The sequence below is a fragment of the Pseudomonas fluorescens Q2-87 genome, assembly GCF_000281895.1.
GTDB classification, from domain to species: domain Bacteria; phylum Pseudomonadota; class Gammaproteobacteria; order Pseudomonadales; family Pseudomonadaceae; genus Aquipseudomonas; species Aquipseudomonas fluorescens_S.
Window position 1 is genome coordinate 4,883,575 of the sequence record NZ_CM001558.1, and the last position, 26,092, is coordinate 4,909,666.

25 protein-coding genes and 1 pseudogene are annotated in these 26,092 nt (G+C 61.5%); 14 read left to right on the forward strand and 12 right to left on the reverse strand.

Going from position 1 to position 26,092, the window contains the following annotated elements; genetic code table 11:
- Window positions 1-618: 618 nt before the first annotated feature.
- Window positions 619-759: a hypothetical protein gene (locus PFLQ2_RS30405; RefSeq protein ID WP_157062733.1), complete on the reverse strand. Its 141-nt coding sequence runs from the start codon at window positions 757-759 to the stop codon at window positions 619-621.
- A 263-nt stretch (window positions 760-1,022) separates the two neighbouring features.
- On the opposite strand from PFLQ2_RS30405, the gene PFLQ2_RS06350 reads away from it, so the two are divergent.
- Both PFLQ2_RS06350 and PFLQ2_RS06345 read left to right on the forward strand, forming a co-directional pair.
- Window positions 1,023-1,325: a type II toxin-antitoxin system HigB family toxin gene (locus PFLQ2_RS06350; RefSeq protein ID WP_003184935.1), complete on the forward strand. Its 303-nt coding sequence runs from the start codon at window positions 1,023-1,025 to the stop codon at window positions 1,323-1,325.
- A gap of 5 nt (window positions 1,326-1,330) precedes the next feature.
- Window positions 1,331-1,702, forward strand: a complete 372-nt coding sequence (locus PFLQ2_RS06345) for a helix-turn-helix domain-containing protein (protein WP_003184937.1) — start codon at window positions 1,331-1,333, stop codon at window positions 1,700-1,702.
- A gap of 522 nt (window positions 1,703-2,224) precedes the next feature.
- Here the strand turns inward: PFLQ2_RS06345 and PFLQ2_RS06340 are convergent.
- Together PFLQ2_RS06340 and PFLQ2_RS06335 are read right to left on the reverse strand one after the other, a co-directional pair.
- Window positions 2,225-3,871, reverse strand: a complete 1,647-nt coding sequence (locus tag PFLQ2_RS06340; protein WP_003184939.1) for a Na+/H+ antiporter — start codon at window positions 3,869-3,871, stop codon at window positions 2,225-2,227.
- 183 nt (window positions 3,872-4,054) lie between these two features.
- Window positions 4,055-5,410, reverse strand: a complete 1,356-nt coding sequence (locus tag PFLQ2_RS06335; protein ID WP_003184942.1) for a hypothetical protein — start codon at window positions 5,408-5,410, stop codon at window positions 4,055-4,057.
- Window positions 5,411-5,586: 176 nt separating this feature from the next.
- On the opposite strand from PFLQ2_RS06335, the gene PFLQ2_RS06330 reads away from it, so the two are divergent.
- From PFLQ2_RS06330 to PFLQ2_RS06315, 4 genes are all read left to right on the forward strand, one after another.
- A complete protein-coding gene (locus tag PFLQ2_RS06330; protein WP_003184944.1) occupies window positions 5,587-5,949 on the forward strand; it encodes an ArsC family reductase in 363 nt (120 codons plus the stop codon).
- A gap of 32 nt (window positions 5,950-5,981) precedes the next feature.
- Complete coding sequence (dapD, locus tag PFLQ2_RS06325; protein ID WP_003184946.1) at window positions 5,982-7,016, forward strand: 2,3,4,5-tetrahydropyridine-2,6-dicarboxylate N-succinyltransferase; 1,035 nt, start codon at window positions 5,982-5,984, stop codon at window positions 7,014-7,016.
- Window positions 7,017-7,140: 124 nt separating this feature from the next.
- Complete coding sequence (locus PFLQ2_RS06320) at window positions 7,141-8,346, forward strand: aminotransferase class V-fold PLP-dependent enzyme (protein ID WP_003184948.1); 1,206 nt, start codon at window positions 7,141-7,143, stop codon at window positions 8,344-8,346.
- Entirely contained in the window at window positions 8,343-8,747 is a 405-nt protein-coding gene (locus tag PFLQ2_RS06315) for a SufE family protein (RefSeq protein WP_003184950.1), read from the forward strand. The genes PFLQ2_RS06320 and PFLQ2_RS06315 overlap by 4 nt, the downstream gene beginning before the upstream one ends.
- Before the next feature lie 130 nt (window positions 8,748-8,877).
- Here PFLQ2_RS06315 and tcdA read toward each other — a convergent pair whose 3' ends face one another.
- The gene (gene tcdA, locus PFLQ2_RS06310) at window positions 8,878-9,693 is read right to left on the reverse strand and encodes a tRNA cyclic N6-threonylcarbamoyladenosine(37) synthase TcdA (RefSeq protein ID WP_033046249.1); all 816 of its coding nucleotides are present in this window, start codon (window positions 9,691-9,693) and stop codon (window positions 8,878-8,880) included.
- Window positions 9,694-10,000: 307 nt separating this feature from the next.
- On the opposite strand from tcdA, the gene dapE reads away from it, so the two are divergent.
- From dapE to PFLQ2_RS06295, 3 genes are all read left to right on the forward strand, one after another.
- The gene (dapE, locus tag PFLQ2_RS06305) at window positions 10,001-11,152 is read left to right on the forward strand and encodes a succinyl-diaminopimelate desuccinylase (protein ID WP_003184954.1); all 1,152 of its coding nucleotides are present in this window, start codon (window positions 10,001-10,003) and stop codon (window positions 11,150-11,152) included.
- The gene (locus PFLQ2_RS06300; RefSeq protein ID WP_003184956.1) at window positions 11,152-11,961 is read left to right on the forward strand and encodes a putative RNA methyltransferase; all 810 of its coding nucleotides are present in this window, start codon (window positions 11,152-11,154) and stop codon (window positions 11,959-11,961) included. Before dapE ends, PFLQ2_RS06300 begins: the two co-directional genes overlap by 1 nt.
- A gap of 83 nt (window positions 11,962-12,044) precedes the next feature.
- Window positions 12,045-12,422, forward strand: coding sequence for a hypothetical protein (locus tag PFLQ2_RS06295; protein WP_003184958.1), 378 nt, complete (start codon window positions 12,045-12,047; stop codon window positions 12,420-12,422).
- 179 nt (window positions 12,423-12,601) lie between these two features.
- On the opposite strand, the gene PFLQ2_RS06290 is transcribed toward PFLQ2_RS06295, so the two are convergent.
- Window positions 12,602-12,811: a cold-shock protein gene (locus PFLQ2_RS06290; protein WP_003184959.1), complete on the reverse strand. Its 210-nt coding sequence runs from the start codon at window positions 12,809-12,811 to the stop codon at window positions 12,602-12,604.
- A 229-nt stretch (window positions 12,812-13,040) separates the two neighbouring features.
- Here PFLQ2_RS06290 and plsB point away from each other — a divergent pair, with 229 nt between their 5' ends.
- From plsB to PFLQ2_RS06275, 3 genes are read left to right on the forward strand one after another with little or no spacing between them, the layout of a single operon-like run.
- Window positions 13,041-15,542, forward strand: coding sequence for a glycerol-3-phosphate 1-O-acyltransferase PlsB (plsB, locus tag PFLQ2_RS06285; RefSeq protein ID WP_003184961.1), 2,502 nt, complete (start codon window positions 13,041-13,043; stop codon window positions 15,540-15,542).
- A 50-nt stretch (window positions 15,543-15,592) separates the two neighbouring features.
- Window positions 15,593-15,991: a YbaY family lipoprotein gene (locus tag PFLQ2_RS06280; protein WP_003184963.1), complete on the forward strand. Its 399-nt coding sequence runs from the start codon at window positions 15,593-15,595 to the stop codon at window positions 15,989-15,991.
- A gap of 31 nt (window positions 15,992-16,022) precedes the next feature.
- Complete coding sequence (locus tag PFLQ2_RS06275; protein WP_003184965.1) at window positions 16,023-16,712, forward strand: DUF4197 domain-containing protein; 690 nt, start codon at window positions 16,023-16,025, stop codon at window positions 16,710-16,712.
- A 68-nt stretch (window positions 16,713-16,780) separates the two neighbouring features.
- Here the strand turns inward: PFLQ2_RS06275 and PFLQ2_RS06270 are convergent, their stop codons facing one another.
- Complete coding sequence (locus tag PFLQ2_RS06270) at window positions 16,781-19,846, reverse strand: efflux RND transporter permease subunit (protein ID WP_003184967.1); 3,066 nt, start codon at window positions 19,844-19,846, stop codon at window positions 16,781-16,783.
- A 6-nt stretch (window positions 19,847-19,852) separates the two neighbouring features.
- A pseudogene (locus tag PFLQ2_RS06265) lies at window positions 19,853-20,952 on the reverse strand (efflux RND transporter periplasmic adaptor subunit).
- Window positions 20,953-21,046: 94 nt separating this feature from the next.
- On the opposite strand from PFLQ2_RS06265, the gene PFLQ2_RS06260 reads away from it, so the two are divergent.
- The gene (locus PFLQ2_RS06260; protein ID WP_003184972.1) at window positions 21,047-21,682 is read left to right on the forward strand and encodes a TetR/AcrR family transcriptional regulator; all 636 of its coding nucleotides are present in this window, start codon (window positions 21,047-21,049) and stop codon (window positions 21,680-21,682) included.
- A gap of 117 nt (window positions 21,683-21,799) precedes the next feature.
- Here the strand turns inward: PFLQ2_RS06260 and PFLQ2_RS06255 are convergent, their stop codons facing one another.
- Window positions 21,800-22,582, reverse strand: a complete 783-nt coding sequence (locus PFLQ2_RS06255) for a class I SAM-dependent methyltransferase (RefSeq protein WP_003184974.1) — start codon at window positions 22,580-22,582, stop codon at window positions 21,800-21,802.
- Window positions 22,583-22,690: 108 nt separating this feature from the next.
- Here PFLQ2_RS06255 and PFLQ2_RS06250 point away from each other — a divergent pair, with 108 nt between their 5' ends.
- Window positions 22,691-23,311 (forward strand): hypothetical protein, encoded by a 621-nt coding sequence (locus tag PFLQ2_RS06250; protein WP_003184976.1) that lies wholly within the window; start codon window positions 22,691-22,693, stop codon window positions 23,309-23,311.
- A 3-nt stretch (window positions 23,312-23,314) separates the two neighbouring features.
- Here the strand turns inward: PFLQ2_RS06250 and PFLQ2_RS06245 are convergent, their stop codons facing one another.
- The 4 genes from PFLQ2_RS06245 to PFLQ2_RS06230 are packed head-to-tail and all read right to left on the reverse strand — an operon-like array spanning window position 23,315 to window position 26,056.
- Window positions 23,315-24,013 carry an extensin family protein gene (locus PFLQ2_RS06245; protein ID WP_003184978.1) on the reverse strand — a complete coding sequence of 233 codons (699 nt, stop codon included), beginning with the start codon at window positions 24,011-24,013 and terminating at the stop codon, window positions 23,315-23,317.
- Between the two features lie 16 nt (window positions 24,014-24,029).
- Window positions 24,030-24,851 (reverse strand): isocitrate lyase/PEP mutase family protein, encoded by an 822-nt coding sequence (locus PFLQ2_RS06240; protein ID WP_003184980.1) that lies wholly within the window; start codon window positions 24,849-24,851, stop codon window positions 24,030-24,032.
- A gap of 33 nt (window positions 24,852-24,884) precedes the next feature.
- Window positions 24,885-25,745 carry a DUF72 domain-containing protein gene (locus PFLQ2_RS06235; RefSeq protein ID WP_088021820.1) on the reverse strand — a complete coding sequence of 287 codons (861 nt, stop codon included), beginning with the start codon at window positions 25,743-25,745 and terminating at the stop codon, window positions 24,885-24,887.
- Between the two features lie 2 nt (window positions 25,746-25,747).
- Window positions 25,748-26,056, reverse strand: coding sequence for a hypothetical protein (locus PFLQ2_RS06230; protein ID WP_003184984.1), 309 nt, complete (start codon window positions 26,054-26,056; stop codon window positions 25,748-25,750).
- Window positions 26,057-26,092: the final 36 nt, after the last annotated feature.

The following is a 26,092-nucleotide window of genomic DNA, read 5'->3' on the forward strand; positions in this document are numbered from 1 at the left end:
TACACCGACCCATCCCATGCAACGCTGTTTCAAGCGTTCAAGCTGGCTTGAGTTCACTATCGCCGGTAGCCATAGTCGATCCCGTCACCAGCGAGAGCTGGCAGGAGTCTGGGTCCCTCTCGGGGTTGACCCAGCGGCGCAGAAAGGGCGAAGCAAGCTCAACTGCGTGTCGATTGAAGCCGCCTTCGGGCGGCTTTGCTTTTTATGAGGTTAAGGATGTGTAGTGGCCTAATGAAACCGCAAACTCCATCCCTCTAGACTTATCATTGGAGATGAAATCGTTCGAATCCGGGGATCTGCACGCAAAGCGCCTAGACCGCTTCTGCGACAGTCCGAATAGAAAGTCAAAATGACCGACCGAATTGCCCAAGCTGCCCGTACAGCAAATTGGGTCATGGACTGATATTCAATTGCCATGGCGGCCATGGTTTTCTCCAAGAAATAGAAAACCGCCCGGAGGCGGTTGTGGTGATCGAAAAAATCAAAGCGAGCTGGGCCTGATATCCAATCCAGTCTGCGAGTCTCCGCCAATTCGGAATCGCTTCACCTGGCCTTTCAGGCTTGCCGATTGCTCTTTCAACATATCTGTCCAGCTGCACATGCCGCCGCCTTGCCTATCTATGCCGAGCCCGACGGGTGACCGCCGATGGACAGAAAGAATTTCGCCACCTCACCGGTATCGATTCGTGCAGCAAACTTTCCGTCGATATGGATAGCGACATAGCAGCCGCCACCCAGGAACCCCGTGTCTCGGGTCACGACTACGGTTCCGTATGCCTCTTTCGGATTTGCGGAGAAGGCAACGATTCGGTTTTTCGGAACCGGCCTCGCTTCGCCTGGAGAAACTGGCGACGTAGAACACCCCGCCAGCAAAGCAATAGCTACCGCGCCTACGAACAATCTCATGGGGTCACCCCTATGGAAGATGAACCCAAGATATCGGAACAGAGTGCCCGGCAGGACTGCAAGCTGTTGCTTGTGAATGCTTGCAAAAGTCCCACCATGGGACTACATTCTCACCCATGAGAATTATCGCCATCAGTCATCTGAAAGCCTTTTGGGAGAACTACCCAGATTCCGAACAGCAGCTTAAGGCTTGGCTTGACGATGCCAAAAAAGCCACTTGGACCAACCCAAACGACATCAAGGCGCAATACGGTAACGCAAGCATTCTCAAGAGTCGCCGCGTGGTGTTCAACATCAAGGGTAACGACTACCGCCTGGTGGTCGCCATTGCCTACCGCTTCGGCGCTGTGTACATCAAGTTTGTCGGCACTCATCGTCGGTACGATGAGATCGACGCAAACATCGTGGAAATGGAGTAATCATCATGAAAATTCGCCCAATCCGCACCGATGAAGAATACCGGGTAGCTCTCAAAGAGATCTCTCCCCTGTTTGAGAATGAGCCTGAACCTGGCACCCCGGAAGGCGATGCTTTCGAAGTCATGATCACTCTGATCGAGGCCTACGAAACCAAGAACTTCCCGGTTGATTTGCCTGACCCAATTGAAGCCATCAAGTTTCGCATGGATCAATCCGGACTCACCGCGGCCGATCTGGCTCCCGCTATCGGAAAAACGAACCGCGTATACGAGGTGCTCAACCGTAAACGCTCGTTAACTCTGCCCATGATCTGGAAGCTTCACGATATGTTCGGCATCCCCGCAGAAAGCCTGATAAAGCCAGTAAAAGCTGCCTGATGCTAGCCCGGTCCGCCGGGCTTTTTCAAACCAGCAAGGACAAGAAATGACCTCAGTCGAAGAGAAAGACATATCAGAGTGTTCGTAAAGCACATCGGACTTGAGAAATCGGTTCCTGGGCGTTACAGCTTGTTGCTGGCCGCAAATCTTTAGGGAGACGCCCTCTCCGGCACGCAAAACCACGCCAAGATTGTTCGCGAAAATTGAACTCCTTGAGCAGGGAGAGCTAGGGCAGAAGTGACCGACATCCGGAGCGGCAGGACCGCAGAGATCTCTGTCGAGCCCAAGCACCTTGCCTCGGCCCGGAGCATGAAAAGGATTCTTCTAGATCGGTGCATGTTCTATAAGGCACCGCGTGCGGAACACGATCAGATGCTGCTCAAGATTTTAGATCCGTCGGCTGAAGCAATCCAAAAATAGCAGCACAGGATAGCCCACCATTCGTATTTGACTTTACCCATCGCAAGGGATGTTCATAGAGTTTGTGATCGACCCCAGACTCTTCGGGCGATGAGGCCGATATTATTTACCCAACCCCAAATTCGCCTCCGCCAGATCCAACTCCCCCAGCACCTCACGCAACACATCATCCCCAATCTGGTGATGACGGCTAAGACGATACAACTCCAGCCGCTGCGCCCGAAAAGCCTTCAAACGCAGCCGGCGCTCCAGCAGATCCATATCGAATGCCAGCGCCTGGGCTTCGGCGGAGTCGTTGAATATCTCCAACTGATGCCGATACTCGGACATCAGCCGCGCCTTGACCTCGGTCGCCAGCGCGGCCTTGGCCGCATCCGGCGGGCTGACGGCTTCGGCCGGTTCTTCCACTTCCAGCGCGCGGATCGCCGCTTCGGCGGTTTTTCGCCAGGCATCGCGTACTTCGTTGCGACGTTTGTCATCGGGGCTTTTCTCGATTCCGCGCAGCAATATCGGCAAGGCGATACACGCCGCTATCAACGACAGCAAGATGACGCCGGCGGCAATGAAGATAAGCAAGTCTCGCTCGGGAAACGCCTCGCCCGCCCCCAACAGCAACGGAACTGACAGCACACCCGCCAATGTCACCGCACCGCGTACCCCACCGAACGTGAGCAACCAGCAAGAGCGCGCCGTGGGCACCAGCGTCAATTCGCCCTTGCCACGCCAGTGGCGCAACAGCCCCGACAGGCGCCAGATGCTTTGCACCCAGACAAACCGCAGCACCAGTAACACAAGGAAAATCGCCAGTACGTCGAGACAGCGGTAGAACAATGTCGGCCACAGGGTGGCTTCATGGCTGGTCACCGCTTTGATGATGTCGGGCAACTGCAAGCCCAGCAGCAGGAAGATCAAGCCATTGAAGGCAAACTCCAGCAGCGACCAGACGCTGCGATTGAGTAACCGCGTGCCGGTCTGGCGCGGCAGCAGGTCGAGCCAGCTCTGCATCATCCCCGCCGCCACCGCCGAGAGAATGCCCGAGGCGCCCAAGCGTTCAGCCAGCACATAGGCAGCAAACGGCAGCAACAACATGAAAACCACGTGGGTGGCCGGATCGTCCCAGCCCCGGGCAATCATCCAGGCCCGCAAGCGGCCTACCAGCCAACTCAGGGCCACGCCGACCAGCAGGCCGCCGACCGCCACCAGGACGAAAGTCAGGCTCGCGCTGGTTAGGGAAAACACGCCGGTGATAGCCGCCGCCAAGGCAAACTTGAAGGTCACCAGGCCCGACGCATCGTTCATCAGCGCCTCGCCCTGGAGCATGTGCATCAGCGGCCCGGGCAGGCGATCCCGGGCAATCGCCGACACTGCCACAGCGTCGGTGGGTGACAGCACCGCAGCCAGGGCGAAAGCGACCGGCAGCGGGATACTCGGCAGCAGCCAATGAATGAAGTACCCGGCGCCCACCACCGTGAACAACACCAGCCCCACCGCCAACGTCAGGATCGGCCCGCGCAGGCGCCACAACTCGCGTTTGGGCATGCGCCAACCATCGGAGAACAGCAGCGGCGGCAGGAACAGAAACAGGAACAACTCGGGATCAAGCGCTACATGCAGCCCCAGCGAGGGCCAGGCCAGCACGGCGCCGGCGCCGATCTGCACCAGGGGCAACGGCAGCGGGATCAACCGTCCGATCAGGCGCGACACGCCCACCAGCATCAACAGGATCAGGACGGTATAGGCGCTTTGCATAACGGACTTCCAATGACAGCCATACACATCTACGGCAACAGCTGGCCGGTGAAGTGCCATATTAACTGCCGAGGTGAACCGCTGCCTTTGCACGTTGGTCGCACCTCTGCGGCGTCAACGCGAAGTCGCCTCTTGGTCGCTCCCAACCGCCACTCGGCAGGAGCGACCGACGACTATCCGAAGCTAAACAGCTCGCTCAGCGGCATTGAGGGTGGAGCGGCCCGAGACAACATCGACGCCGTCACCGTCATTGTCGTTATCTTCCCCGATCTGTTCGGCCGTCGACACTTCCACCAAGGGCAACATTCCCTGCAACTCATCCGGATGAGCGGGCCCGGCGGATAGCCTGTCCAACGCGGCAGAGGTCTTGTCCGCCAACGGCTGGGTCATCACTGCCGTTGTCACCCAGGCGGCGAGCACGGGGGCCATCGTAGCCGTAACCGTCGCCTTGCCAGCCGCCGCAACCCCCGCCGGCGAAATCCCGGCGTTCCTGGCTGCGTTGACAGCGGCGGTCTGGGCCATGCCGATCGCAGTAATACCGCCGGCCAACGCTCCGAGACCACTGACCAAGCCAGTCGGCGTAACCAAGGCTTGCAGCGATTTGCTGCCATCGCGCATCGCGTCCAGCGGCAGGCTGCCAACCCGCTTCGCAATGCCCATCGCAGCACTCCCTACGCCATAGTTCTTGAGGTCCTTGAAACGCTGATGCCAGTCTTGACGCCCCAACAGGTATTCCGGGCCAATCCGGTGTTTCGACTTATCGATAGAATGTTGCAGGTCATAGGCGGCCATGCCGGAAAGCGGAGAACCGACGGCAGCTATCACAGAGTCCACCTTGCTGCCCGTTTGCGCATCGACGGTCTTTGTCACGACGGGTTGGATGACCGTACGCAACACGTTTCGCGCAGAGAAGGTCTGGAAAGTCAGGCTGCCTTCGATAGCCTGGGTCGTCAGGCTCGGCTTCACCGCCTGGGCGGCTTCTTGCATGACCGGCTCCAGATCGGCATTTTCGGCCACCAGCCACTGGGTGTCGCTGGTGGCGCGCTTGATCAGGCCGTTGCCGACCGTGTCGGCGGCGCTGCTGACCAGGCCGGCAATCGCTGACAACGCCAACGGCGCGGTAATCGAGCCATTGCCGGTCACCGCCGGGGCGAAGTCCAGCGCGATGGACGCCGCGCCGAAGGGAACCGAACGAAGGAATCCAACAGTGTCATGGGACGCGCGATCCAGCCGCGAGCCTTTGGTCAGCACGGCATCGACGCTTTCCGCGGTTTCCCCGTCATTGGCCAAGGTACGCGAACGATCGTCGATCAGTGCTTCGAAGGCCTCGCGATTGGCACCGTTCATATGCGGCTCGAATACCCGGGTGAGCTGGGCCTTGATTGCACCCGTCCGATTTGCCAGGTCCTGTTCAGCCGTGACAGGGCCGATCGGGACGGATGCAGCGGTCCCGGTGGTCGATGTCGTTGAAAGGGGCGGGAGTGTTTCTTCAGTCTGATTCGTCAGTGGATGGGGCGATGTCAGGGAGATGGAATCCATGGGCGGCTCTCTTGTGCGCAAAAGTGCTGGGTTTACCTGTGCTGTGTGGTCACCTCTTGCCTATCGGTTCCGCTTCGTCCTTTGCGTCGCGACAGTCAAGGCACTGAAAGGAACGACGTGGCATAATCGTCCGCTGATTTTCAGGACGATACCGGGAACGTTTTGGGGGAGCATTCATGCCCAAGGAAAACAAGCATCTACAGCTTTTCGGCATCAAAGCCTGCGATACGATGAAAAAAGCGCGTACCTGGCTCGATGAGCACGCGGTGCGCTATGACTTTCACGACTACAAGAGCGCCGGCATCGACCGTGAGCACCTGACCCAATGGTGCAACGAGCATGGCTGGCAAGTGGTGTTGAACCGTGCCGGTACGACCTTTCGCAAGCTCGACGACGAACGCAAAGCCGATCTCGACCAGACGAAAGCCATCGAACTGATGCTCGCCCAACCCTCGATGATCAAGCGCCCGGTGCTCGATCTCGGTGACAGAACCCTGATTGGCTTCAAGCCAGATATTTATGCGGCAGAGATCAAGTAAGCCTGCCCAGTCCATTTTGTAGAGGTAATTTCATGTCCACTACCCTGTTCAGCCTGGCCTTCGGCGTCGGCACTCAAAACCGTCAAGGCGCCTGGCTGGAAGTGTTCTACGCACAGCCGCTGCTCAATCCATCGGCCGATATCGTTGCCGCCATTGCGCCGATCCTTGGCTACAGCGAAGGCAACCAAGCCATCACCTTCACCACCGCCCAGGCCTCGCAACTGGCAGAAGTGCTCAAGGGCGTCGATGCCGCGCAAGCCGCACTGCTGACCCGCCTGGCCGAAAGTCATAAGCCGCTGGTCGCCACGCTGCTGGCCGAAGATGCGCAACTGAGCTCCACCCCTGAGGCTTACCTCAAGCTGCACCTGTTGTCCCATCGCCTGGTCAAGCCCCATGGCCTGAACCTGGCCGGCATTTTCCCTCTGCTGCCGAACGTAGCCTGGACCAGCCAAGGCGCGATCGACCTGGGCGAACTGGCCGAGCACCAGCTCGAAGCCCGTCTGCGCGGCGAGTTGCTGGAGGTGTTCTCGGTGGATAAATTCCCGAAAATGACCGACTACGTGGTCCCGGCTGGCGTGCGGATCGCCGATGCCGCGCGGATCCGCCTGGGCGCCTACGTGGGTGAAGGCACCACGGTCATGCACGAAGGTTTCGTCAACTTCAACGCCGGTACCGAAGGCCCGGGCATGATCGAAGGCCGCGTCTCGGCTGGCGTGTTCGTCGGCAAGGGGTCGGACTTGGGCGGCGGCTGCTCGACCATGGGCACCCTGTCGGGCGGCGGCAACATCGTGATCAAGGTCGGCGAAGGCTGCCTGATCGGCGCCAACGCCGGCATCGGTATTCCGTTGGGCGACCGCAACACCGTGGAGTCGGGCCTGTACGTAACCGCCGGCACCAAGGTCAAGCTGCTGGACGAGAACAACCAACTGGTCAAAGTGGTCAAGGCCCGCGACCTGGCCGGCCAGCCGGACCTGCTGTTCCGCCGCAACTCCGAGACCGGCGCGGTGGAATGCAAGACGCATAAATCGGCCATCGAGCTGAACGAAGCACTGCACGCGCACAACTAAGCCGCTTCACCCAACACCTGTGGGAGCGGGCTTGCTCGCGAAGGCGCCTTCAAGGCCGCCGAAAGGCTTCGCGAGCAAGCCCGCTCCCACAGGGTCCGGCGTCATTCCAGCAGGGCCCGAAAGCATGTTGATCCAATCCCCCTGGCGCGCCGATTTCCCGGCCATCGCCGCCCTGCATCGGCAAGGCCAGACCTACCTGGACAATGCCGCCACGACCCAAAAGCCCCAAGCCCTGCTGGACGCCCTGGCGCATTACTACGCCAATGGCGCGGCCAACGTGCACCGTGCGCAGCATCTACCGGGCGCCCACGCGACCCAGGCATTCGAAGACAGTCGCCTTAAGGTGTCGCAATGGCTCAACGCTGGGGACAGCGGGCAGATCGTCTTCACTCATGGCGCGACGTCTGCGCTGAATCTCCTGGCCTACGGCCTGGAACACCTATTCAACCCGGGCGATGAAATCGTCATCAGCGCCCTGGAACACCACGCCAACCTGCTGCCATGGCAACAATTGGCCGAACGCCGCGCGTTGACGCTGGTGGTGTTGCCGCTGGATGCCGACGGGGTGATCGACCTGGGCGCCGCCGCCGAGCTGATCGGCACGCGCACGCGCTTGCTGGCGGTGAGCCAGTTGTCCAATGTGCTCGGCGCCTGGCAACCATTGCCGGCGTTGCTGGCAATGGCCAAGGCCCAAGGCGCGTTGACAGTCGTCGACGGCGCCCAGGGCGTGGTCCACGGCCGTCACGACGTGCAGGCCCTGGGCTGTGACTTCTATGTATTTTCCAGCCATAAACTCTACGGCCCCGACGGATTGGGCGCTTTGTTTGGTCGCACCGAAGCGCTTCGCCAACTACGGCATTGGCAATTTGGCGGCGAGATGGTGCAACTGGCGGATTATCACAGCGCTACCTTCCGCCCGGCACCGCTCGGTTTCGAAGCAGGCACGCCCCCCATCGCCAGCGTAATCGGCCTGGGCGCCACCTTGGACTACCTGTCCGGCCTCGACCCGCAAGCGATCATCGACCACGAAGCGGCGCTGCACGACTATCTGCTCCACGGCCTGCTGGCGCGCAACGGCGTCCGCCTGGTGGGCAATCCGCGCCTGGCACTGGTCAGCTTCGTGGTCGAAGGCGTGCACAACGCCGACCTGGCCCACTTGCTGACCGAGCAAGGCGTTGCCGTGCGCGCCGGGCATCATTGCGCTATGCCGCTGTTCAAGCATTTGCAACTGTCCGGAGCAATCCGAGTGTCGCTGGCGCTGTACAACGATTCCGCCGACCTCGAACGTTTCTTCGGCGCCCTGGACCAGGCCTTGGAGATGCTCCGATGAACCTGCCGGCCGATGCTGCCACGGCGTTGCAGATTTTCCAAGACGCCTCAGGCTGGGAACAACGCGCACGGCTGCTGATGCAATGGGGCGAACGTTTGCCGCCGTTGAGCGACGCAGACAAATGCGACGCCAACCTCGTCCACGGTTGTGAAAGCCAGGTGTGGTTGGTGGGGCGATTGCACGATGGGCATTGGCAGTTTTGCGCCAGCAGCGATGCGCGGTTGATCCGCGGGTTGGTGGCGTTGCTGCTGGCGCGGGTCAATGGGCTGTCAGTCGAAGAGCTGCAACAGGTGGACTTGCCGGGCTGGTTCAATGCGTTGGGGCTGTCGCGGCAATTGTCGCCTTCGCGCAGCAACGGCTTGAATGCGGTGTTGCAGCGGATGCGTGAGCTGGCGCGATAACGGTGGCGAGGGAGCTTGCTCCCGCTCGGCTGCGAAGCAGCCGCCCTGGGGCCAGCATGATTGACTCCGACAAATGGGGGCCGCTTCGCAGCCCAGCGGGAGCAAGCTCCCTCGCCACCAAAAGCCGTTACTACCCGGGCTTGACCCTGTCCGCCGGCCGCCGCACACCCGCCACGATCTTATCCACAGCCTTGGTCGCCGCGACCATGCCGAATGTCGCCGTGACCATCATCACCGCGCCAAACCCACCCGCGCAGTCGAGCTTCACGCCGTCGCCAACAAAACTCTTCTGCAAGCAGATGCTGCCGTCCGGTTTCGGGTAGCGCAGTTGCTCGGTGGAAAATACACAGGGCACGCTGTAGTGACGGGTCACGGTGCGGGAGAAACCGTAGTCGCGACGCAAGGTGGAGCGCACCTTCGAAGCCAGCGGATCGTTGAAGGTACGGTTCAAGTCGCAGACCTGGATCAACGTCGGATCAATCTGCCCGCCCGCGCCCCCGGTGGTGATGATCTGGATTTTGCGGCGCTTGCACCAGGCAATCAGCGCAGCCTTGGCGTTGACGCTGTCGATGCAGTCAATCACGCAGTCGATGTTCGGCGTGATGTATTCGGCCATGGTGTCGCGCGTGACGAAATCGGCCACCGCGTGAACGGTACAGTCGGGGTTGATCCCGCGCAGCCGCTCGGCCATGACGTCGACCTTGGGCTTGCCAACGGTGCTGTCCAGGGCATGCAACTGACGGTTGGCGTTGCTGACACAGACATCGTCCAGGTCGAACAGCGAAATCTCGCCCACGCCACAACGGGCGATGGCTTCCGCGGCCCAGGAACCGACGCCGCCCACGCCGACAATCGCCACGTGGGCCGCCCGCAGGCGTTCCAGGCCTTCAATGCCATACAAACGGGCGATGCCGGCAAACCGTGGATCTTCTGAACTCATGACCATTACCCCAAAAACCGGCGCACATTATAGGGCTTTGTCGCGGCAAATTAAGCAAAACCTCGGTGGGAGCGAGCTCGCTCCCACAGGTTTTGTGTCACACACTGTCGGCATAGTGGGGCCCATGGTGGTCGTTTTGCTATAAGATAACCGCCATTTTGTGAGCCTTGGCCAAATACAATCGAACGGCCGAACTCAGGACCTGTGGGAGCGGGCTTGCTCGCGAAGCTTTTAGCGTCACTGCTGACGCCTTCGCGGGCAAGCCCGCTCCCACAGAGATCCGTGTCTCCTTTCCATGTTTCCGGAGTTTTCCATGACGGCCCACGCCGACCTCTCGCCGACCCTGCAACTCGCCTGCGACCTGATCCGCCGTCCGTCCGTGACGCCGGTGGATGCCGATTGCCAGAAATTGATGATGCAGCGCCTGGGCAATGCCGGCTTCAAGCTCGAACCGATGCGCATCGAGGATGTGGATAACTTCTGGGCCAGCCATGGCAAGCATGACGGCCCGGTGCTGTGCTTCGCCGGGCACACCGACGTGGTGCCGACCGGTCCGGTGCAGGCCTGGCAGCTCGACCCGTTCGATGCGGTCATCGACGAGCAGGGTATGCTGTGCGGTCGTGGCGCGGCGGACATGAAAGGCAGCCTCGCGGCAATGATCGTGGCGGCCGAACGTTTCGTCGCCGACTACCCGGACCACAAGGGCTCGCTGACCTTCCTGATCACCAGCGACGAAGAAGGCCCGGCCCATCATGGCACCAAGGCCGTGGTCGAACGCCTCAAGGCCCGCCAGGAACGACTGGACTGGTGCATCGTCGGCGAACCGTCGAGCACCACGCTGGTGGGAGACGTGGTCAAGAATGGCCGTCGTGGTTCCCTCGGTGCGAAACTGACGGTGCGCGGCAAGCAAGGCCATGTGGCTTATCCACATCTTGCCAAGAACCCGATCCACCTGGCCGCGCCAGCCTTGGCCGAACTGGCCGCCGAGCATTGGGACCATGGCAACGATTTCTTCCCGCCCACCAGTTTCCAGATTTCCAACCTCAACGCCGGCACCGGCGCGACCAACGTGATCCCCGGTGACCTGGTGGCGGTGTTCAACTTCCGCTTCTCCACCGAGTCCACCGTCGAAGGCCTGCAGCAGCGCGTCGCCGCTATCCTCGACAAGCACCAGTTGGACTGGCACATCGACTGGGCGCTGTCCGGCCTGCCGTTCCTCACCGAGCCGGGCGCGTTGTTGGACGCGGTGTCGTCGAGCATCAAGGACGTCACCGGTCGCGAGACCAAAGCGTCCACCAGCGGTGGCACTTCCGACGGCCGCTTCATCGCCACCATGGGCACCCAAGTGGTGGAGTTGGGGCCGGTCAACGCGACCATCCACCAGGTCGACGAGCGGGTGCTGGCGGCCGATCTCGATGTGCTGACCGAGATCTACTACAAGACGCTGATCAAGTTGCTCGCCTGATGCTCGCCTGCCCGATCTGCAGTGAACCGCTGAACGCCGTGGACAACGGCGTGGTGTGCCCGGCCGGGCACCGCTTCGACCGTGCGCGGCAGGGTTACCTGAACCTGCTGCCGGTGCAGCACAAGAACAGCCGTGACCCCGGCGACAACCAGGCGATGGTCGAAGCTCGTCGCGACTTTCTCAACGCTGGGCATTACGCCCCCGTTGCCCGACGCCTGGCCGAACTGGCCGCCGAACGCGCGCCGGGACGTTGGCTGGACATCGGCTGCGGCGAGGGTTACTACACCGCGCAGATCGCTGAAGCGCTACCCGATGCCGACGGCTATGCCTTGGACATTTCCCGCGAGGCGGTCAAGCGTGCCTGCAAACGTAACCCGCAACTGACCTGGTTGATCGCCAGCATGGCCCGCGTCCCGCTGGCGGACGGTTGCTGCCAGTTCCTGGCGAGTGTATTCAGCCCACTGGACTGGCAAGAGGCCAAGCGCCTGCTCAGCCCCGGCGGCGGTTTGATGAAGGTCGGCCCGACCGCGGGGCACCTGATGGAGCTGCGCGAACGCCTGTACGACGAAGTGCGCGAGTACACCGACGACAAGCACCTGGCCCTGGTACCGTCGGGCATGGTCCTGGATCACAGCGAAACCCTCGAATTCAAGCTGACGCTCGCCAGTGGCCAGGACCGTGCCAACCTCTTGGCCATGACGCCCCACGGCTGGCGCGCCAGTGCCGAACGCCGCGCCAATGTGATCGAGCAGGCCGAGCCGTTCGAAGTCACCGTGTCGATGCGCTACGATTATTTCGTTCTTCAATAACCTTTTGTTTCCGGCCCCCGGCAACCGCTTGGGGGCGCGTTAAATCCGCGAATGGATTTTTCAAGACCGCAGCGAGGACATCCATGCGCCAACCCGATATCGAGATTTACCTCAAGGACGCCGACGTAGACCACAAGGCCATCGCCGCCTGGCTCGGCCAGGCGCTGGGCCCGTGCAGCGAATGGGTACAGAAAGGCCAGACCTACAAGTGCAAGGCCGGCACCGTCCCGGTGACCTGGCTGCCCAAGGCCGTGGGCAAGTGGAACAGCCTGTACCTGGAAAGCGACCAGACCCCATGGGACGACGACATCGCCTGCGCCCGCGCCGCCTTCGCCGCACTGAATGTCGAAGTGCGTTGCGCGCCTGGCTCATGGGTGGAGGAAGAAGGTGAGGAATCGGCGGATCGCTGGATTCGCATCAGTGCCGATGGGGAAGAAGAGATTACCTGGAAGACTGCGTAACGGCTGGATGGGCCTGTTGCGATTGGCAACCTAGAAGCAGATCGCATTGTTAAACAAATCCCAATGTGGGAGCGGGCTTGCTCGCGAATTCTGTGTGTCAGGCAATAGCCTTGAGTCTGATACACCGCATTCGCGAGCAAGCCCGCTCCCACAGGATTTAATGTGACGGCAAGCGCGGGTTACAACCCCACCACATCCTCAGCCTGCAAGCCCTTCTGCCCTTCGACGACCGCGTATTCGACCTGCTGGCCCTCGGTCAGCGAGCGGTGGCCTTCACCACGGATCGCGCGGTAATGCACGAACACGTCCGCCCCGCCTTCGCGCTGAATGAAGCCATAGCCCTTGGCGTCGTTGAACCACTTCACGTTTCCGGTTTCGCGTGCTGCCATGATGTTCACTCCCGTTCTTGTCTTTTTTCTGAGTCGGCTTTTCGATGGAAAGCCGTACGAACTTGCGCCGCCAACTAGCCGTCCATCGGGACGCCCGGGCAGTAACCTGCCGAGTATATGACAGACACAAAAAGTCTCAACTGACTTTACTTCGGCGCTTTTTTGCCGATTTTCGACGAATCCGGCACACTACCGACCGCTCAACCCCATTCACTCATGCAGAAGCCGTATGACCCGCTCCCCGTTCCGCCGTCTAGTGTTTGGCACCCTGCGCCGACTGTTGTACCTCTGGGTTCGCTCCGAGACGATCAACCAGTCGTCCTTTACCCTCAACCTCGACCGCAGCCGTCCGGTGTTCTACGTCCTGCAAGACCCTTCGCTCACTGACCTGGCGGTGCTCGACACCGAATGCACCAAGGCCGGCCTGCCCCGGCCGGTGCTGCCGGTCTCGGTGGGTAACCTGCTGGAACCTGCAGCGTTCTTCTACCTGACGCCAGCGCCGGACTGGCTCGGGCGCCAAGACAAACGTGGCGCGCCGCCTACCCTGACGCGACTGGTCGATGTCCTGAGCCACGACGCGGCCGAAGACGCCCAGATCATCCCTGTCAGCGTGTTCTGGGGGCAATCGCCCGACAGCGAATCGAGCCCGTGGAAACTGTTGTTCGCCGACAGCTGGGCCGTCACCGGACGCCTGCGCCGCCTGTTGAGCATCATGATCCTGGGACGCAAGACCCGCGTGCAGTTCTCCGCGCCCATTCATTTGCGCGAGCTGATCGAACACGACAAGGGCCACGAACGCACCGTGCGCATGGCCCAGCGGATCCTGCGGGTGCATTTCCGCAACTTGAAGGCGGCGGTCATCGGTCCCGACATTTCCCACCGGCGCAACCTGGTCAAGGGCCTGCTGAACCAGCCGCTGGTCAAGCAGGCGATTCTCGACGAGGCCGAGCGGGAAAAAATCTCCCCGGAAAAAGCCAAGGCCCAAGCCCTGCGCTACGGCAACGAAATCGCCTCGGACTACACCTACACCGCGATCCGTTTCCTGGAAGTGGTGCTGAGCTGGTTCTGGAACAAAATCTACGACGGCATCAAGGTCAACCACATCGAAGGCGTGCAGAACGTCGCCCAGGGCCACGAAGTCATCTACGTGCCCTGCCACCGCAGCCACATCGACTACCTGCTGCTGTCGTACCTGCTGTTTCGCAACGGCCTGACCCCACCGCACATCGCCGCCGGCATCAACCTCAACATGCCAGTGATTGGCGGCCTGCTTCGCCGTGGCGGGGCGTTCTTCATGCGCCGCACCTTCAAGGGCAACCCGCTCTATACCGCTGTGTTCAACGAATACCTGCATACCTTGTTCACCAAGGGTTTTCCGGTGGAGTACTTCGTCGAGGGCGGTCGCTCGCGCACCGGGCGGATGCTGCAACCCAAGACCGGCATGCTCGCCATCACCCTGCGCAGCTTCCTGCGCTCCTCGCGCATGCCCATCGTCTTCGTGCCGGTCTACATCGGCTACGAACGGGTATTGGAAGGCCGCACCTACCTCGGCGAGCTACGCGGCGCCAGCAAGAAGAAAGAATCGATTTTCGACATCTTCAAAGTCATCGGTGCCCTCAAGCAGCGCTTCGGCCAAGTGGCGGTGAACTTCGGCGAACCGATCAAACTGGCGGAGTTCCTCGACGGCGAACAGCCCGACTGGCGCCAACAGGAATTGGGCCCGCAGTTCAAGCCGGCCTGGCTCAACGCGACCACTCACCGCCTCGGCGAGCGCGTGGCCCGGCACCTGAACGAAGCCGCAGCCATCAACCCGGTCAACCTCGTGGCCCTGGCGCTGCTGTCCACCAGCCGCCTGGCCCTGGACGACCGTGCCATGGCCCGCGTACTGGACCTGTACCTGGCGCTGCTGCGCAAAGTACCGTACTCGCCCCACACCACCCTGCCCGAAGGCGATGGCCAGGCGTTGATCGAGCACGTCAAGGGCATGGACCTGCTCTCGGAGCAGAGCGATGCCCTGGGCAAGATCCTGTATCTGGACGAACAGAATGCGGTGTTGATGACTTACTACCGCAACAACGTGCTGCACATCTTTGCCCTGCCTGCGTTGCTTGCCAGCTTCTTCCAGAGCAGTTCGCGCATGAGCCGCGAACAGATCCTGCGCTACACCCGCGCCTTGTACCCGTACCTGCAATCGGAGCTGTTCATCCGTTGGTCGCTGGAAGAACTCGACGGCGTGGTCGATCAATGGCTCGAGGCGTTCGTCGAACAAGGCCTGCTGCGCTTCGAGAAAGACCTGTACCTGCGCCCAGCACCGAGCTCGCGGCATTTCGTGCTGCTGACGCTGCTGTCCAAGAGCATCGCCCAGACTTTGCAGCGCTTCTACATGACCGTCTCGCTGCTGCTCAACAGCGGCCAGAACAGCGTCAGCGCCGAAGAGCTGGAAGACCTTTGCACCGTCATGGCCCAGCGCCTGTCGATCCTGCATGGCCTGAATGCCCCGGAATTCTTCGACAAGAGCCTGTTCCGCCATTTCATCCAGACTATGCTGGACCTTGACGTACTGCGCCGCGACGAAGCCGGCAAGCTCGGTTATCACGAGCTGCTGGGCGAACTGGCCGAAGGCGCGGCCAAGCGGGTGCTGCCGGCGGAGATTCGCCTGTCGATCCGCCAAGTGGCGTTGCACCGCAGTGAAGATGCAGCGGATCAGGTAGCTGCGCTGCCGCAGGACTGATTCCCCAGGCGCCAGGTTGTCTCTGGCGCCCTCAATATGGAAATGCCCCCATGAAAAAACTCCTTCTCATTACCGCCGCCACGCTCCTGAGCGCCTGCTCCAGCGCGCCGCTGGCGGGCAAGAACAGCCTCGACGGCGAAGTGTTCTACCTGCAACGCATCGCCTTGCCACCCACCGCCATTTTGAGCGTAAGCCTGCAGGACGTGTCCCTGGCCGACGCCCCCGCCGTGGTCCTCGATGAGCAGAGCGGCCCGGTCAAAGGCCAGGTCCCGCTGCCGTTCCACCTCAGCTATGATCCCGCCCAGGTCAAGCCCGGCCATCGCTATGCGGTGAGCGCCCGCATCGAAGCCGACGGCCAATTGATATTCGTCTCCACCGAACAACATGCCGTGCAACTCGACGGTAAAGATCCACAGCCGCTGAAAATCCGCGTCAACGCCGCGCGTTGACCCCCTGCCTATTTTCCTGAAGGACACCGTCATGCTCCGCTCAACTCTCCGTTTCACCGGCCTGTGCGCGGGCCTGCTGATCTGCGCCAACGCCATGGCCCTGTCCCTGGGGGATCTTTCCCAGGGCGACGCCACGGGCGGCCTCAAGGACGCACTGACCCAAGGCGCCCAGATCGCGGTCAAGCAATTGGGCAAGCCAGGCGGTTTCAACAACAACCCTGAGGTGAAGATCGAACTGCCCGGCAAGCTCGGCAAAGTCGCCAGCAAAATGAAAGCCTTCGGCATGGGGGATCAGGTCGATCAATTGGAAACCAGCATGAACCAGGCTGCTGAAGCCGCCGTGGTGCAAGCCCAGCCGATCCTGGTCAATGCCGTGAAGAACATGAGCGTGGACGATGCCAAGGGCATCTTGAGCGGCGGTAACGACTCAGCCACCCAATACTTGAACAAGAGCAGCCGCGAGCAGATCCGCACCAAGTTCCTGCCCATCGTCAAGCAAGCCACCGACAAGGTCGGCCTGGCCCAGAAATACAACGCTTTCGCCGGCCAGGCCGCAACCTTCGGCGTGCTGGATGCAAAAAGCGCCAACATCGAAAGCTATGTGACCGAACAGGCGCTGGACGGCTTGTTCAAGATGATCGCCGAGCAGGAAGCCACCATCCGCAAGAACCCGGCGGCTGCGGCGACCAGTTTGGCGAAGAAGGTGTTTGGTACTCTTTAAGATTCAGCAAAAATCACTGTGGCGAGGGGATTTATCCCCTCACCACAGGTCCGGTGTACGTCTGTTGATCAGGTCTTCTTGACCCTGAACCACGCCGCATACAACGCCGGTAAAAACAGCAGCGTCAACGCCGTCGCCACGATCAGCCCGCCCATGATCGCCACGGCCATCGGGCCGAAGAACAGGCTGCGCGACAGCGGGATCATCGCCAGCACCGCTGCCAGGGCAGTGAGCACGATCGGCCGGAAGCGGCGCACCGTCGCTTCGATGATCGCCTGCCAGGGCGCGAGCCCCGCCTTGATGTCCTGTTCGATCTGGTCCACCAGGATCACCGAGTTGCGCATGATCATCCCCGACAAGGCGATGGTGCCCAACATGGCGACGAACCCGAACGGCTGGCGGAACACCAGCAGGAACACCGTGACGCCGATCAACCCGAGGGGCGCCGTGAGGAAAACCATGGCCGTGCGCGAGAAGCTGCGCAGCTGCAGCATCAGCAACGTCAGCACCACCACGATGAAAAGCGGTACACCGGCGTTCACCGATTTCTGGCCCCGGGCCGAATCCTCCACCGTGCCGCCCACTTCCAGGAGATAACCGTCCGGCAATTCGGCGCGAATCGACTCCAGCGTCGGGAAAATCTGCTGCACCAAGGTGGCCGGTTGTTCCTTGCCGTAGATGTCCGCGCGCACGGTCACGCTGGGTAAGCGATTGCGGTGCCAGATCACGCCCTCTTCGAAGCCGTACTCCAGCGTCGCGATCTGTGACAGCGCAACACTCGTGCCGCTGTCGGTGGGCACCGCCAGGCTCGGCAGCAGCGACAATTCGGTACGCTCATGCACCGTGCCGCGCAACAGGATCTCGATCAGCTCGTTGTCTTCCCGGTATTGGCTGACACTGGAACCGGTGAGGGAACTGCGCAGGAAGCTCGCCAGATTCGCGGTGCTGACACCCAAGGCCCGGGCGCGCTCCTGATCGACGTTCAGGTACACCACCTTGCTCGGCTCTTCCCAGTCCAGATGCACATTGACCACGTAGGGATTTTCGCGAACTTTCGTCGCCACTTTTCGCGCCAGGTCCCGGACTTTTTCGATGTGTTCACCCGTGACCCGAAATTGCACCGGATAACCCACCGGCGGACCGTTTTCCAGGCGTGTGACCCGCGAGCGCAGGGTCGGGAATTGTTCGTTCAGGGTTGTGATCAGCCAACTGCGCAGGGGCTCGCGGTCTTCGATGGTCTTGGCGAGCACCACGAACTGGGCAAAGCTCGACGCCGGCAGTTGCTGATCCAGCGGCAGGTAGAAGCGCGGCGAACCGGTGCCGACGTAAGCCACATAATTGTCGATACCCAAATGGTCCTTGAGCAGCGCTTCCAGGCGTTTGACCTGCTCGGCGGTGTTGGTCAGGGAGGCGCCTTCCTGCAGCTTCAGGTCGACCATCAACTCCAGCCGTCCCGATGCCGGGAAAAATTGCTGCGGCACAAAACGGAACAGCACAACCGAGCCCACGAACAACAGCACGGTCAAGGTGATGACGGTTTTGCGCCGACGCACGCACCATTCCACCGACCGCCGGACACGCTGATAGAACGGTGTGCCGTAAGGATCGGGCTGACCATCGACAGTGCCATGTTTGGCCGCGTGAATTTTCGCCAGGTCCGGCAGGAATTTTTCCCCAAGGTACGGCACGAACACCACGGCGGCCACCCAGGACGCCAACAGCGCCAGGGTCACGACCTGGAAAATCGAGCGGGTGTACTCGCCAGTGCCTGACTGCGCGGTGGCGATCGGCAGGAACCCCGCTGCGGTGATCAACGTACCGGTGAGCATCGGGAACGCCGTGCTGGTCCAGGCGAAGCTGGCCGCCTTGATCCGGTCAAAGCCCTGCTCCATCTTGATCGCCATCATCTCCACGGCAATGATCGCGTCGTCCACCAACAGCCCCAGCGCCAATACCAGCGCGCCCAGGGAAATCTTGTGCAGGCCGATGCCCAGGTAGTACATCGCGGCGAAAGTCATCGCCAACACCAGCGGGATCGCCAGAGCCACCACCATGCCGGTGCGCAACCCCAGGGAGAAAAAGCTCACCAGCAGTACAATCGTCAGCGCCTCCACCAGCACCTGGACGAATTCACCAACGCCGGTCTTCACCGCTGCCGGCTGGTCCGAAACCTTGCGCAATTGCATGCCGGCCGGCAGGTTGTTCTGGATCCTCGAAAACTCAGCCTCCAGCGCCTTGCCCAGGACCAGAATATCGCCGCCCTCCTTCATCGCCACGGCCAGGCCGATGGCGTCTTCCCCCATGAAGCGCATGCGCGGCGCCGGCGGGTCATTGAAACCGCGACGCACCTGCGCCAGATCGCTGATACGGAACGTACGGTCGGCGACACGGATCGGGAAATTGCGAATTTCTTCAACGGTCTGGAAATTTCCCGACACGCGCAGTTGCAATCGTTCGCTGCCGGTTTCGAAGAATCCTGCGGTCGAGACGGCGTTCTGCTCCTCGAGGGCTTGCTGGACCGCCGCCAGGGGCAACCCCAGTGTTGCCAGCTTCACGTTCGACAGCTCGATCCAGATCTTCTCGTCCTGCAGGCCGATCAGCTCGACCTTGCCCACGTCCTTGACCCGTTGCAGCTGGATCTGGATGCGGTCGGCGTAGTCCTTGAGCACCGCGTAGTCGAAGCCCTCACCGGACAGCGCGTAGATATTGCCGAAGGTGGTGCCGAATTCATCGTTGAAGAACGGGCCCTGGATACCCGGCGGCAGGGTGTGGCGAATGTCGCTGATTTTCTTGCGGATCTGGTACCACAACTCGGGAATCTGCACTGAATGCAATGAATCGCGGGCGACGAAGGTCACCTGGGACTCGCCGGGCCGGGAGAACGAGACGATTCTTTCGTAATCGCCAGTCTCCATCAGTTTCTTTTCAATGCGTTCGGTCACCTGCCGGGAAACTTCCTCGGCCGTGGCCCCCGGCCAATTGGTGCGAATGACCATGGCCTTGAACGTGAACGGTGGGTCTTCGCTCTGGCCAAGCTTGGTGTAGGAAAGCGCACCGACGATGGCCAGCAACAGCATCAGGAACAGTACGATCTGGCGATTGCGCAGCGCCCATTCAGAAAGATTGAAACCCATCGGGGATTACTCCTTGGCCGTCAGGTTGACCACGCGGTTGGAGCGATCCACCGGCCGCACATGCTGGCCGTCGAGCAACACATGGACGCCGGCGGCCACGACCCAGTCTTCAGGGCTGAGGCCTTCGAGCACCGGAACAGTCTTTTCGCCAAAGGCGCCGACCCGGACCGGGACTTTCTTGAGGGTATTGTTGGCGCTGACCACCCAGACGTAAGTGACGCCGTTTTCAGCCGTCAGGGCCGATAACGGCACCGACAGCGGGATCTTGTCGGCGGTCTGGATGAACACCCGGGCGCTCTGGCCCAGCTCTGCCGGCACACTGCCGGCGGTGAACGCCACACGTGCAGCGAAGGTGCGGGACCTGGGGTCGGCGGCCGGCGAGAGTTCACGAATGCGGCCGCTGAAACGCTGGTCAGGCTGGCTCCACAGTTCGACCGAGACTGGCTGGCCGATCTTGAACCGTCCGAAACTCTGTTCCGGCAGGCTGATCAGTACTTCACGCTCGCCGTCGGTGGCCAGGGTGAAGACGGTTTGACCGGCCGACACCACTTGCCCGACTTCAACCGAGCGCCTGGCGACCACGCCATCCTGAGGGGCGCGCAACACCGAATAGCTGGCCTGGTTGCTGGCGACGTCGAACTCGGCCTTGATCTGCTTGAGCCGCGCGGCACCGGAGCGATAGAGATTCTCGGCATTGTCGTACTGGGAGCGGCTGACCATCTGCCGATCCATCAATGTTTTATAGCGGTCACGCTCGGCACGCACCAGGCTCAGGTTGGCCTCGGCGGCGGCCACCTGGGCGCGGGTCGCTTCCAGTTGCAGGCGCACATCCTCGGGATCGAGCTCGGCCAAGGGCTGATTGGCCTTGACCCGCTGGCCCTCCTCCACCAGCCGTCGGCTCACCTTGCCGCCTATGCGAAAGGCCAGGTCGGGTTCGAAACGTGCCCGCACTTCGCCGGGATAACTGTCCATCGCTTGGGCCGAAGGCTCGGGTTTCACCACCAGCGCGGGGCGCACTGCGACGGGCACCGGCTCGTCATGACCACACGCAGACAATAAAAAGCCAGGCTGACTGGCAAGGCGAGGGGCAAGGCATAGCGGAACATGGCGAGTGACCTTTCGCTAATGGTGCTTGGAATAATTATACTGACGGGTATGTTATTAATAGCAAACTCACCAGTCCAGTATTAAAGCGAAGAAATGTCGAACAATCGTTCCCCCCACAGCGGTCCTGGCCGGCCAAAGGACCTGGCCAAACGCCAGGCCATTCTCGACGCAGCAAAACGCCTGTTCGTAAGCATGGGTTACGCCAGCACCAGCATGGATGCCGTCGCCACCGAGGCGGGGGTTTCCAAATTGACGGTGTACAGCCATTTCACCGACAAGGAGACGCTGTTCTCCGCTGCCGTGATCGCCAAATGCGAAGAACAGGTACCGCCGCTTTTTTTCGAATGGCCCGAGGGCGTGCCGATCGAACGCGTGTTGCTGAACATTGCCCGTGGCTTTAATCAATTGGTCAGCAGTGAAGAATCGGTGAACCTGCATCGGGTGATCATTGCCCTGGGCAGCCAGGATCCGAAACTCTCGACGATCTTCTTCGAAGCCGGTCCGCAGCGGATGCTCTCAGGCATGGAGCGGTTGCTGGTCAAGGTCAACCAGAGCGGTGCGCTGAGCATCGACAAGCCCCGCAACGCCGCCGAGCATTTCTTTTGCCTGATCAAGGGGGCGGCGAACTTTCGCCTGCTGTATGGCTGCGGCGCAGCATTGGAGCCCGAAGCGGCGGAGGCTCATGTGCAGGAAGTGGTGGGGTTGTTTGTGCGGGCTTATCGGCCTTAGGCCAGCCGTCATTTATTCGCTGACTGGCAGGGCCCCATCGCGAGCAGGCTCGCTCCCACAGGGGCACCATCGATCCAGTGTGGGAGCGAGCCTGCTCGCGATGAAGGCAACACGGTCTCAGGGCTTGAGCGCTTTCTTGGGATAGATATCGTAGCGACTGGATTTGCCATCGAGCCCATGACTGGGCTTGGGCCCTTCGATGCAAGGAGCCTTGCGCGGGCGCTTGACCACCACCCGGTGAGTCGCCAGGGCCAGGGCGGCGGCGAGTAGCGCCGGGGCGTCCGGGTCATCGCCTACCAGCGGACGGAACAGGCGCATTTCCTTCTTCACCAGAGCGGTTTTCTCACGATGGGGGAACATCGGGTCCAGGTAGATCACTTGGGGCGGCTCACCTTCCCAGTTGCGCATCACGTCGATGGAATTGCCCTTGAGCAAACGCATGCGGGCCACGATCGGTGCGACATCGAAATCCTCCGCCCCGCGGGCCAGGCCATCCTCCAACAGCGCGCCGATCAGCGGCTGGCGTTCGATCAGGCTCATTTCACAACCCAGACTGGCGAGTACGAATGCATCCTTGCCCAACCCGGCCGTGGCGTCCAACACCCGTGGACGCACGCCTTGGGCGACACCCACCGCCTTGGCGATCATTTGGCCACTGCCGCCACCGTACAATCGACGATGGGCCGCACCGCCCTCGACGAAGTCCACCCGCACCGGGCCTGGCGCGTCCGGCCCGAGTTGCTGCAATTGCAGCCCCTGCTCGCCGACCTGCAAGGCAAATTCGCCATCGTCCACTTGCAAGGGCAAGCCAAGGCGCTCGGCCCACTGCTCGGCCTGGGGCTGGAAGGCCGGGGCCAGGGCCTCGACATGGATGCGGCAAGCCGCAGGTTGCTCACTCATGGAAGTTGTTCATTCATGGAAACATGCTCAAAAAATTAAGGATCGGCAAGAACGGCCGATAACAACGGTGAACGGCATTTTGCCAGAGCTGAGCGTCGACCGAGAAAAATGTCAGACATTCAATCCCCATCGATAGGCGTGATCTCCCCTTACGGCGATTACAGCCTGCGCAATACCCAAGCGCTGAGCGGCGTCAGTCACCTGTGGCAGGATTTTTTTGCCCGGGCCCTGGCCGATCAACTGGGTGATGCCGCACCGGTGCCAGGCAGCTACCAGCCAGCCCCCCTCGATGAGAATGTTGAACCGACCCTCGGCGCTGAACTGCTGGATCACATCGTCAGCCAGCGCACCTGTGAAGTGACCGAAACGCCGGTCGCACCGCCTGAGCCGCTGTTCCTGCCCATCGCCGAATTCGAACTGGACCTGCTGGACAAGCCCTTCCCGCCTTTCCCGGCGCAAGAAATCGCTGCCCAGCAAAAGCAGCAGACGTTCGAGAGCAACTGGGTTCGCCCCATCGTCCTCGCCGCCGGCCAACCGCTGCCAGAGCCCGGCCCGGCGCCGCAGCCGCGCCCATTGCACCTGCCGATTGCCGAGTTCGAACTCGATCTGCTGGACAAGCCATTCCCGCCCTTCCCGGAAGAAGAATTGGTGGAACAGCAGAAACAATTGGATTTCGACACCCGCTGGGCACGTCCGATCGTGCTGCAGAACCTGCGCATCGCCGCCTGATTCTCAACGACAGATCCACCAGGGCCCCACATCCAGATGAAAATGGTTGCGGTGCGCCGCGTTGTAATCCGGGCTCAAGACCACACTGAACATGTCACAGGCACCGTCGCGGGCCTGCCGTAGAAAGCGCGCATCGGCATTGTCCTTGGGCCAGTCCCTGAGGACGCTGATCGTGCGGCCGTCAGCCAGGCGAAAGCCGGCGATATCCAGTGCGCTGGCCGTGGCGTGCTGGCTGCGTGCCCCGGTCTCACGACCGTACATGTTGCGACAGGCGAAACTGCCGAGGTGATCGACCCGCGTGACTTTCTGGCCATAGACCGCCGCTGCCGCCGGCTGTAGCGCATGACGCTCGAACAGCGCGAACGCCACGGCCAGTGGGCAACTGGCGAGGAAACTGCTGCTGAGCGCCACTTCACCGCCCTGCACCCTCACTGCATTGTTCAGCGGGCAATCGGCCTCGGGGCTGCTGTCCGCCTGGCGAGCGGTCCGAAGCCCCGAGGTGGCGAGGGCCTGATCGCACAGCTGCGGGTCGTTGCGCAAGGCCATCAGCTTGTAGCGGGTCAGCAGGTTCGGAGGAACGTTAACGTCCAGGGGCGCCCAAGGGTTCCACTGGGGTGGCAGCGACAGCCAGCCGCGCCACACACTAAACACCGCCAGGCCCATGATTGACACCAGGACCGCCAAACCTTTCAAAAACCGCACGGCAGGGCCTCGGGCATCAACCCTTGAACAACTGGTTGGCCTGCTTGAACGGCATCGAGCGGCGCGTAAAAGTGAACGTGCCCTGCTGCTGGATCTCCTCGGCGGCGCGGAAGAACTCGCCATACGCAGCCAGGGCCAGGGCCGACCCGACACTGATGCGCTTGACGCCCAACTCGCTCAACTGCGCGACCGTCAGGTCCAGCGCCCCGGACATCAGCACGTTCACTGGCTTGGGCGCCACGGCTCGCACCACCGCGAGCACTTGCTCGGCCGAGCTCAGGCCAGGGGCATAGAGCACATCGGCGCCGGCATCGGCGAACGCCTTGAGGCGGCGAATCGTGTCATCCAGGTCGGGCTTGCCGTGCAGGAAATTTTCCGCCCGAGCGGTCAGCAAGAAGGGATACGGCAGGCTGCGCACAGCTTCAGCGGCGGCCTTGACCCGCGCCACGGCGTGGTCGAAGCAATAGATCGGGCTGTCTTCACGCCCCGTGGCGTCTTCGATCGAACCGCCCACCGCGCCGGCCTGCGCCGCCCGAAGGAGGTTGCGGGCGCAATCCTCGGGCGCATCGGCGAAACCGTTTTCCAAGTCCACCGCCACCGGCAGGTCAGTGGCCGCCACTATCGCCCGGACATTGGCCAAGGTGTCTTCCAGGCCCAATGCACCATCGGGTCGCGCCAGGGAAAAAGCATGACCGGCGCTGGTGGTTGCCAGGGCTTCGAAGCCGAGGCTGGCGAGCATCTTGGCGGAACCGGCATCCCACGGGTTGGGAATCACAAACGCCCCTTCACGCTCGTGCAGGGCCTTGAACGCCTGGGCTCGACGGGTTTGCGCATCCATGTAGTTCGCTCCTGAACAGAGAAGGTATTGGCCTCAGAGCAAACCCAGTTGCTCGGCGGCGGGCTCTCTGTATAGCTCAGGCAGGGCCGGCAAGCCAGGCAATCGGCTCATCAACAGGCGGTGAAAGTGCTGTGCGAGTTTTGCCGCCAGCAGGTTGTCGGCGGTGTGCAGGAAAATGTATGGCGTGCGCCCTTCTTCAATCCACCCGGCGATTTTTTCCACCCAGGGCTTCAGGAATGGCTCATTGGCCTCCAGCACCGGGTGACCGATGAAGCGTACCTGCGGGCATTGGGTGAAGGCCGTCGGCCGGGGCGGCACCCGCGGCTTTTTCGATTGTGCATGAAGCACAGCAGGGGCAGTCGAGGTGCAGCTGAACAACGCCCGAGGATCGAGGCAAATGCGCTCGACGCCGCGGTCGAGCAACAAGCGATTGAGGCGCCGTTCGGCATCGCCTTTGGCAAAGAATTCATCGTGTCGCACTTCCACGGCCAGCGGCCGCTCAAAGGCGTCGATGAAACCGGCCAGCTCCGCCAGTCGATGAGGCATGAAGGCCTTGGGTAACTGCAGCCAGAATGGCGAAACCCGTTCACCCAAAGGGCGGAGCAATTGCACGAAGGTTTCGGTCGCCGTCAGGTGCTCGCGCAAGTCGCCACTGTGGCTGATGTCGCCGGGCAACTTGGCGGTGAAGCGAAAATGTTCGGGCATGGTTTCGGCCCAGCGCTGCACGACGGCCGCAGAAGGGCTCGCGTAGAAAGTCGTATTGCCTTCCACGGCATTGAATACTTGGGAATATAGATTGAGGAAATCGGTGCTTTTCGCGTCCTGGGGATACAGGTAATCGCGCCAGGCGTTTTCGCTCCAGGACGGGCAACCCAGGTAGTACGGCAATACCACCATCAGATATAGAGGTCGAGACCCAGCACTTCCATATCCCAATCGACGAAGCCAGCGGTGCTCAGGTAGCTGGCCAGGGCCGTGGCCACGCTGCGGCTCATGGAACGGTGATAGAGCATGTCTTGCTGACGGGCGGGAAGATTGCTCAGGCGTTGCGCGGAAGCTTTGGCGGCACGGGCGGCCAGTTGCTCCTCGGACGGGGTTTCCAGTTCGCCATCGATATCATCGAAAGACTCGGGCTCGGCGACTTTGCCTGCACGAGGCTTGCGCTTGATGGGGTAGGACTGGGATGAAACGCCGTCTATACGCATAACAGAATGCTCGGTATCAATGATGGCAATTTAGCG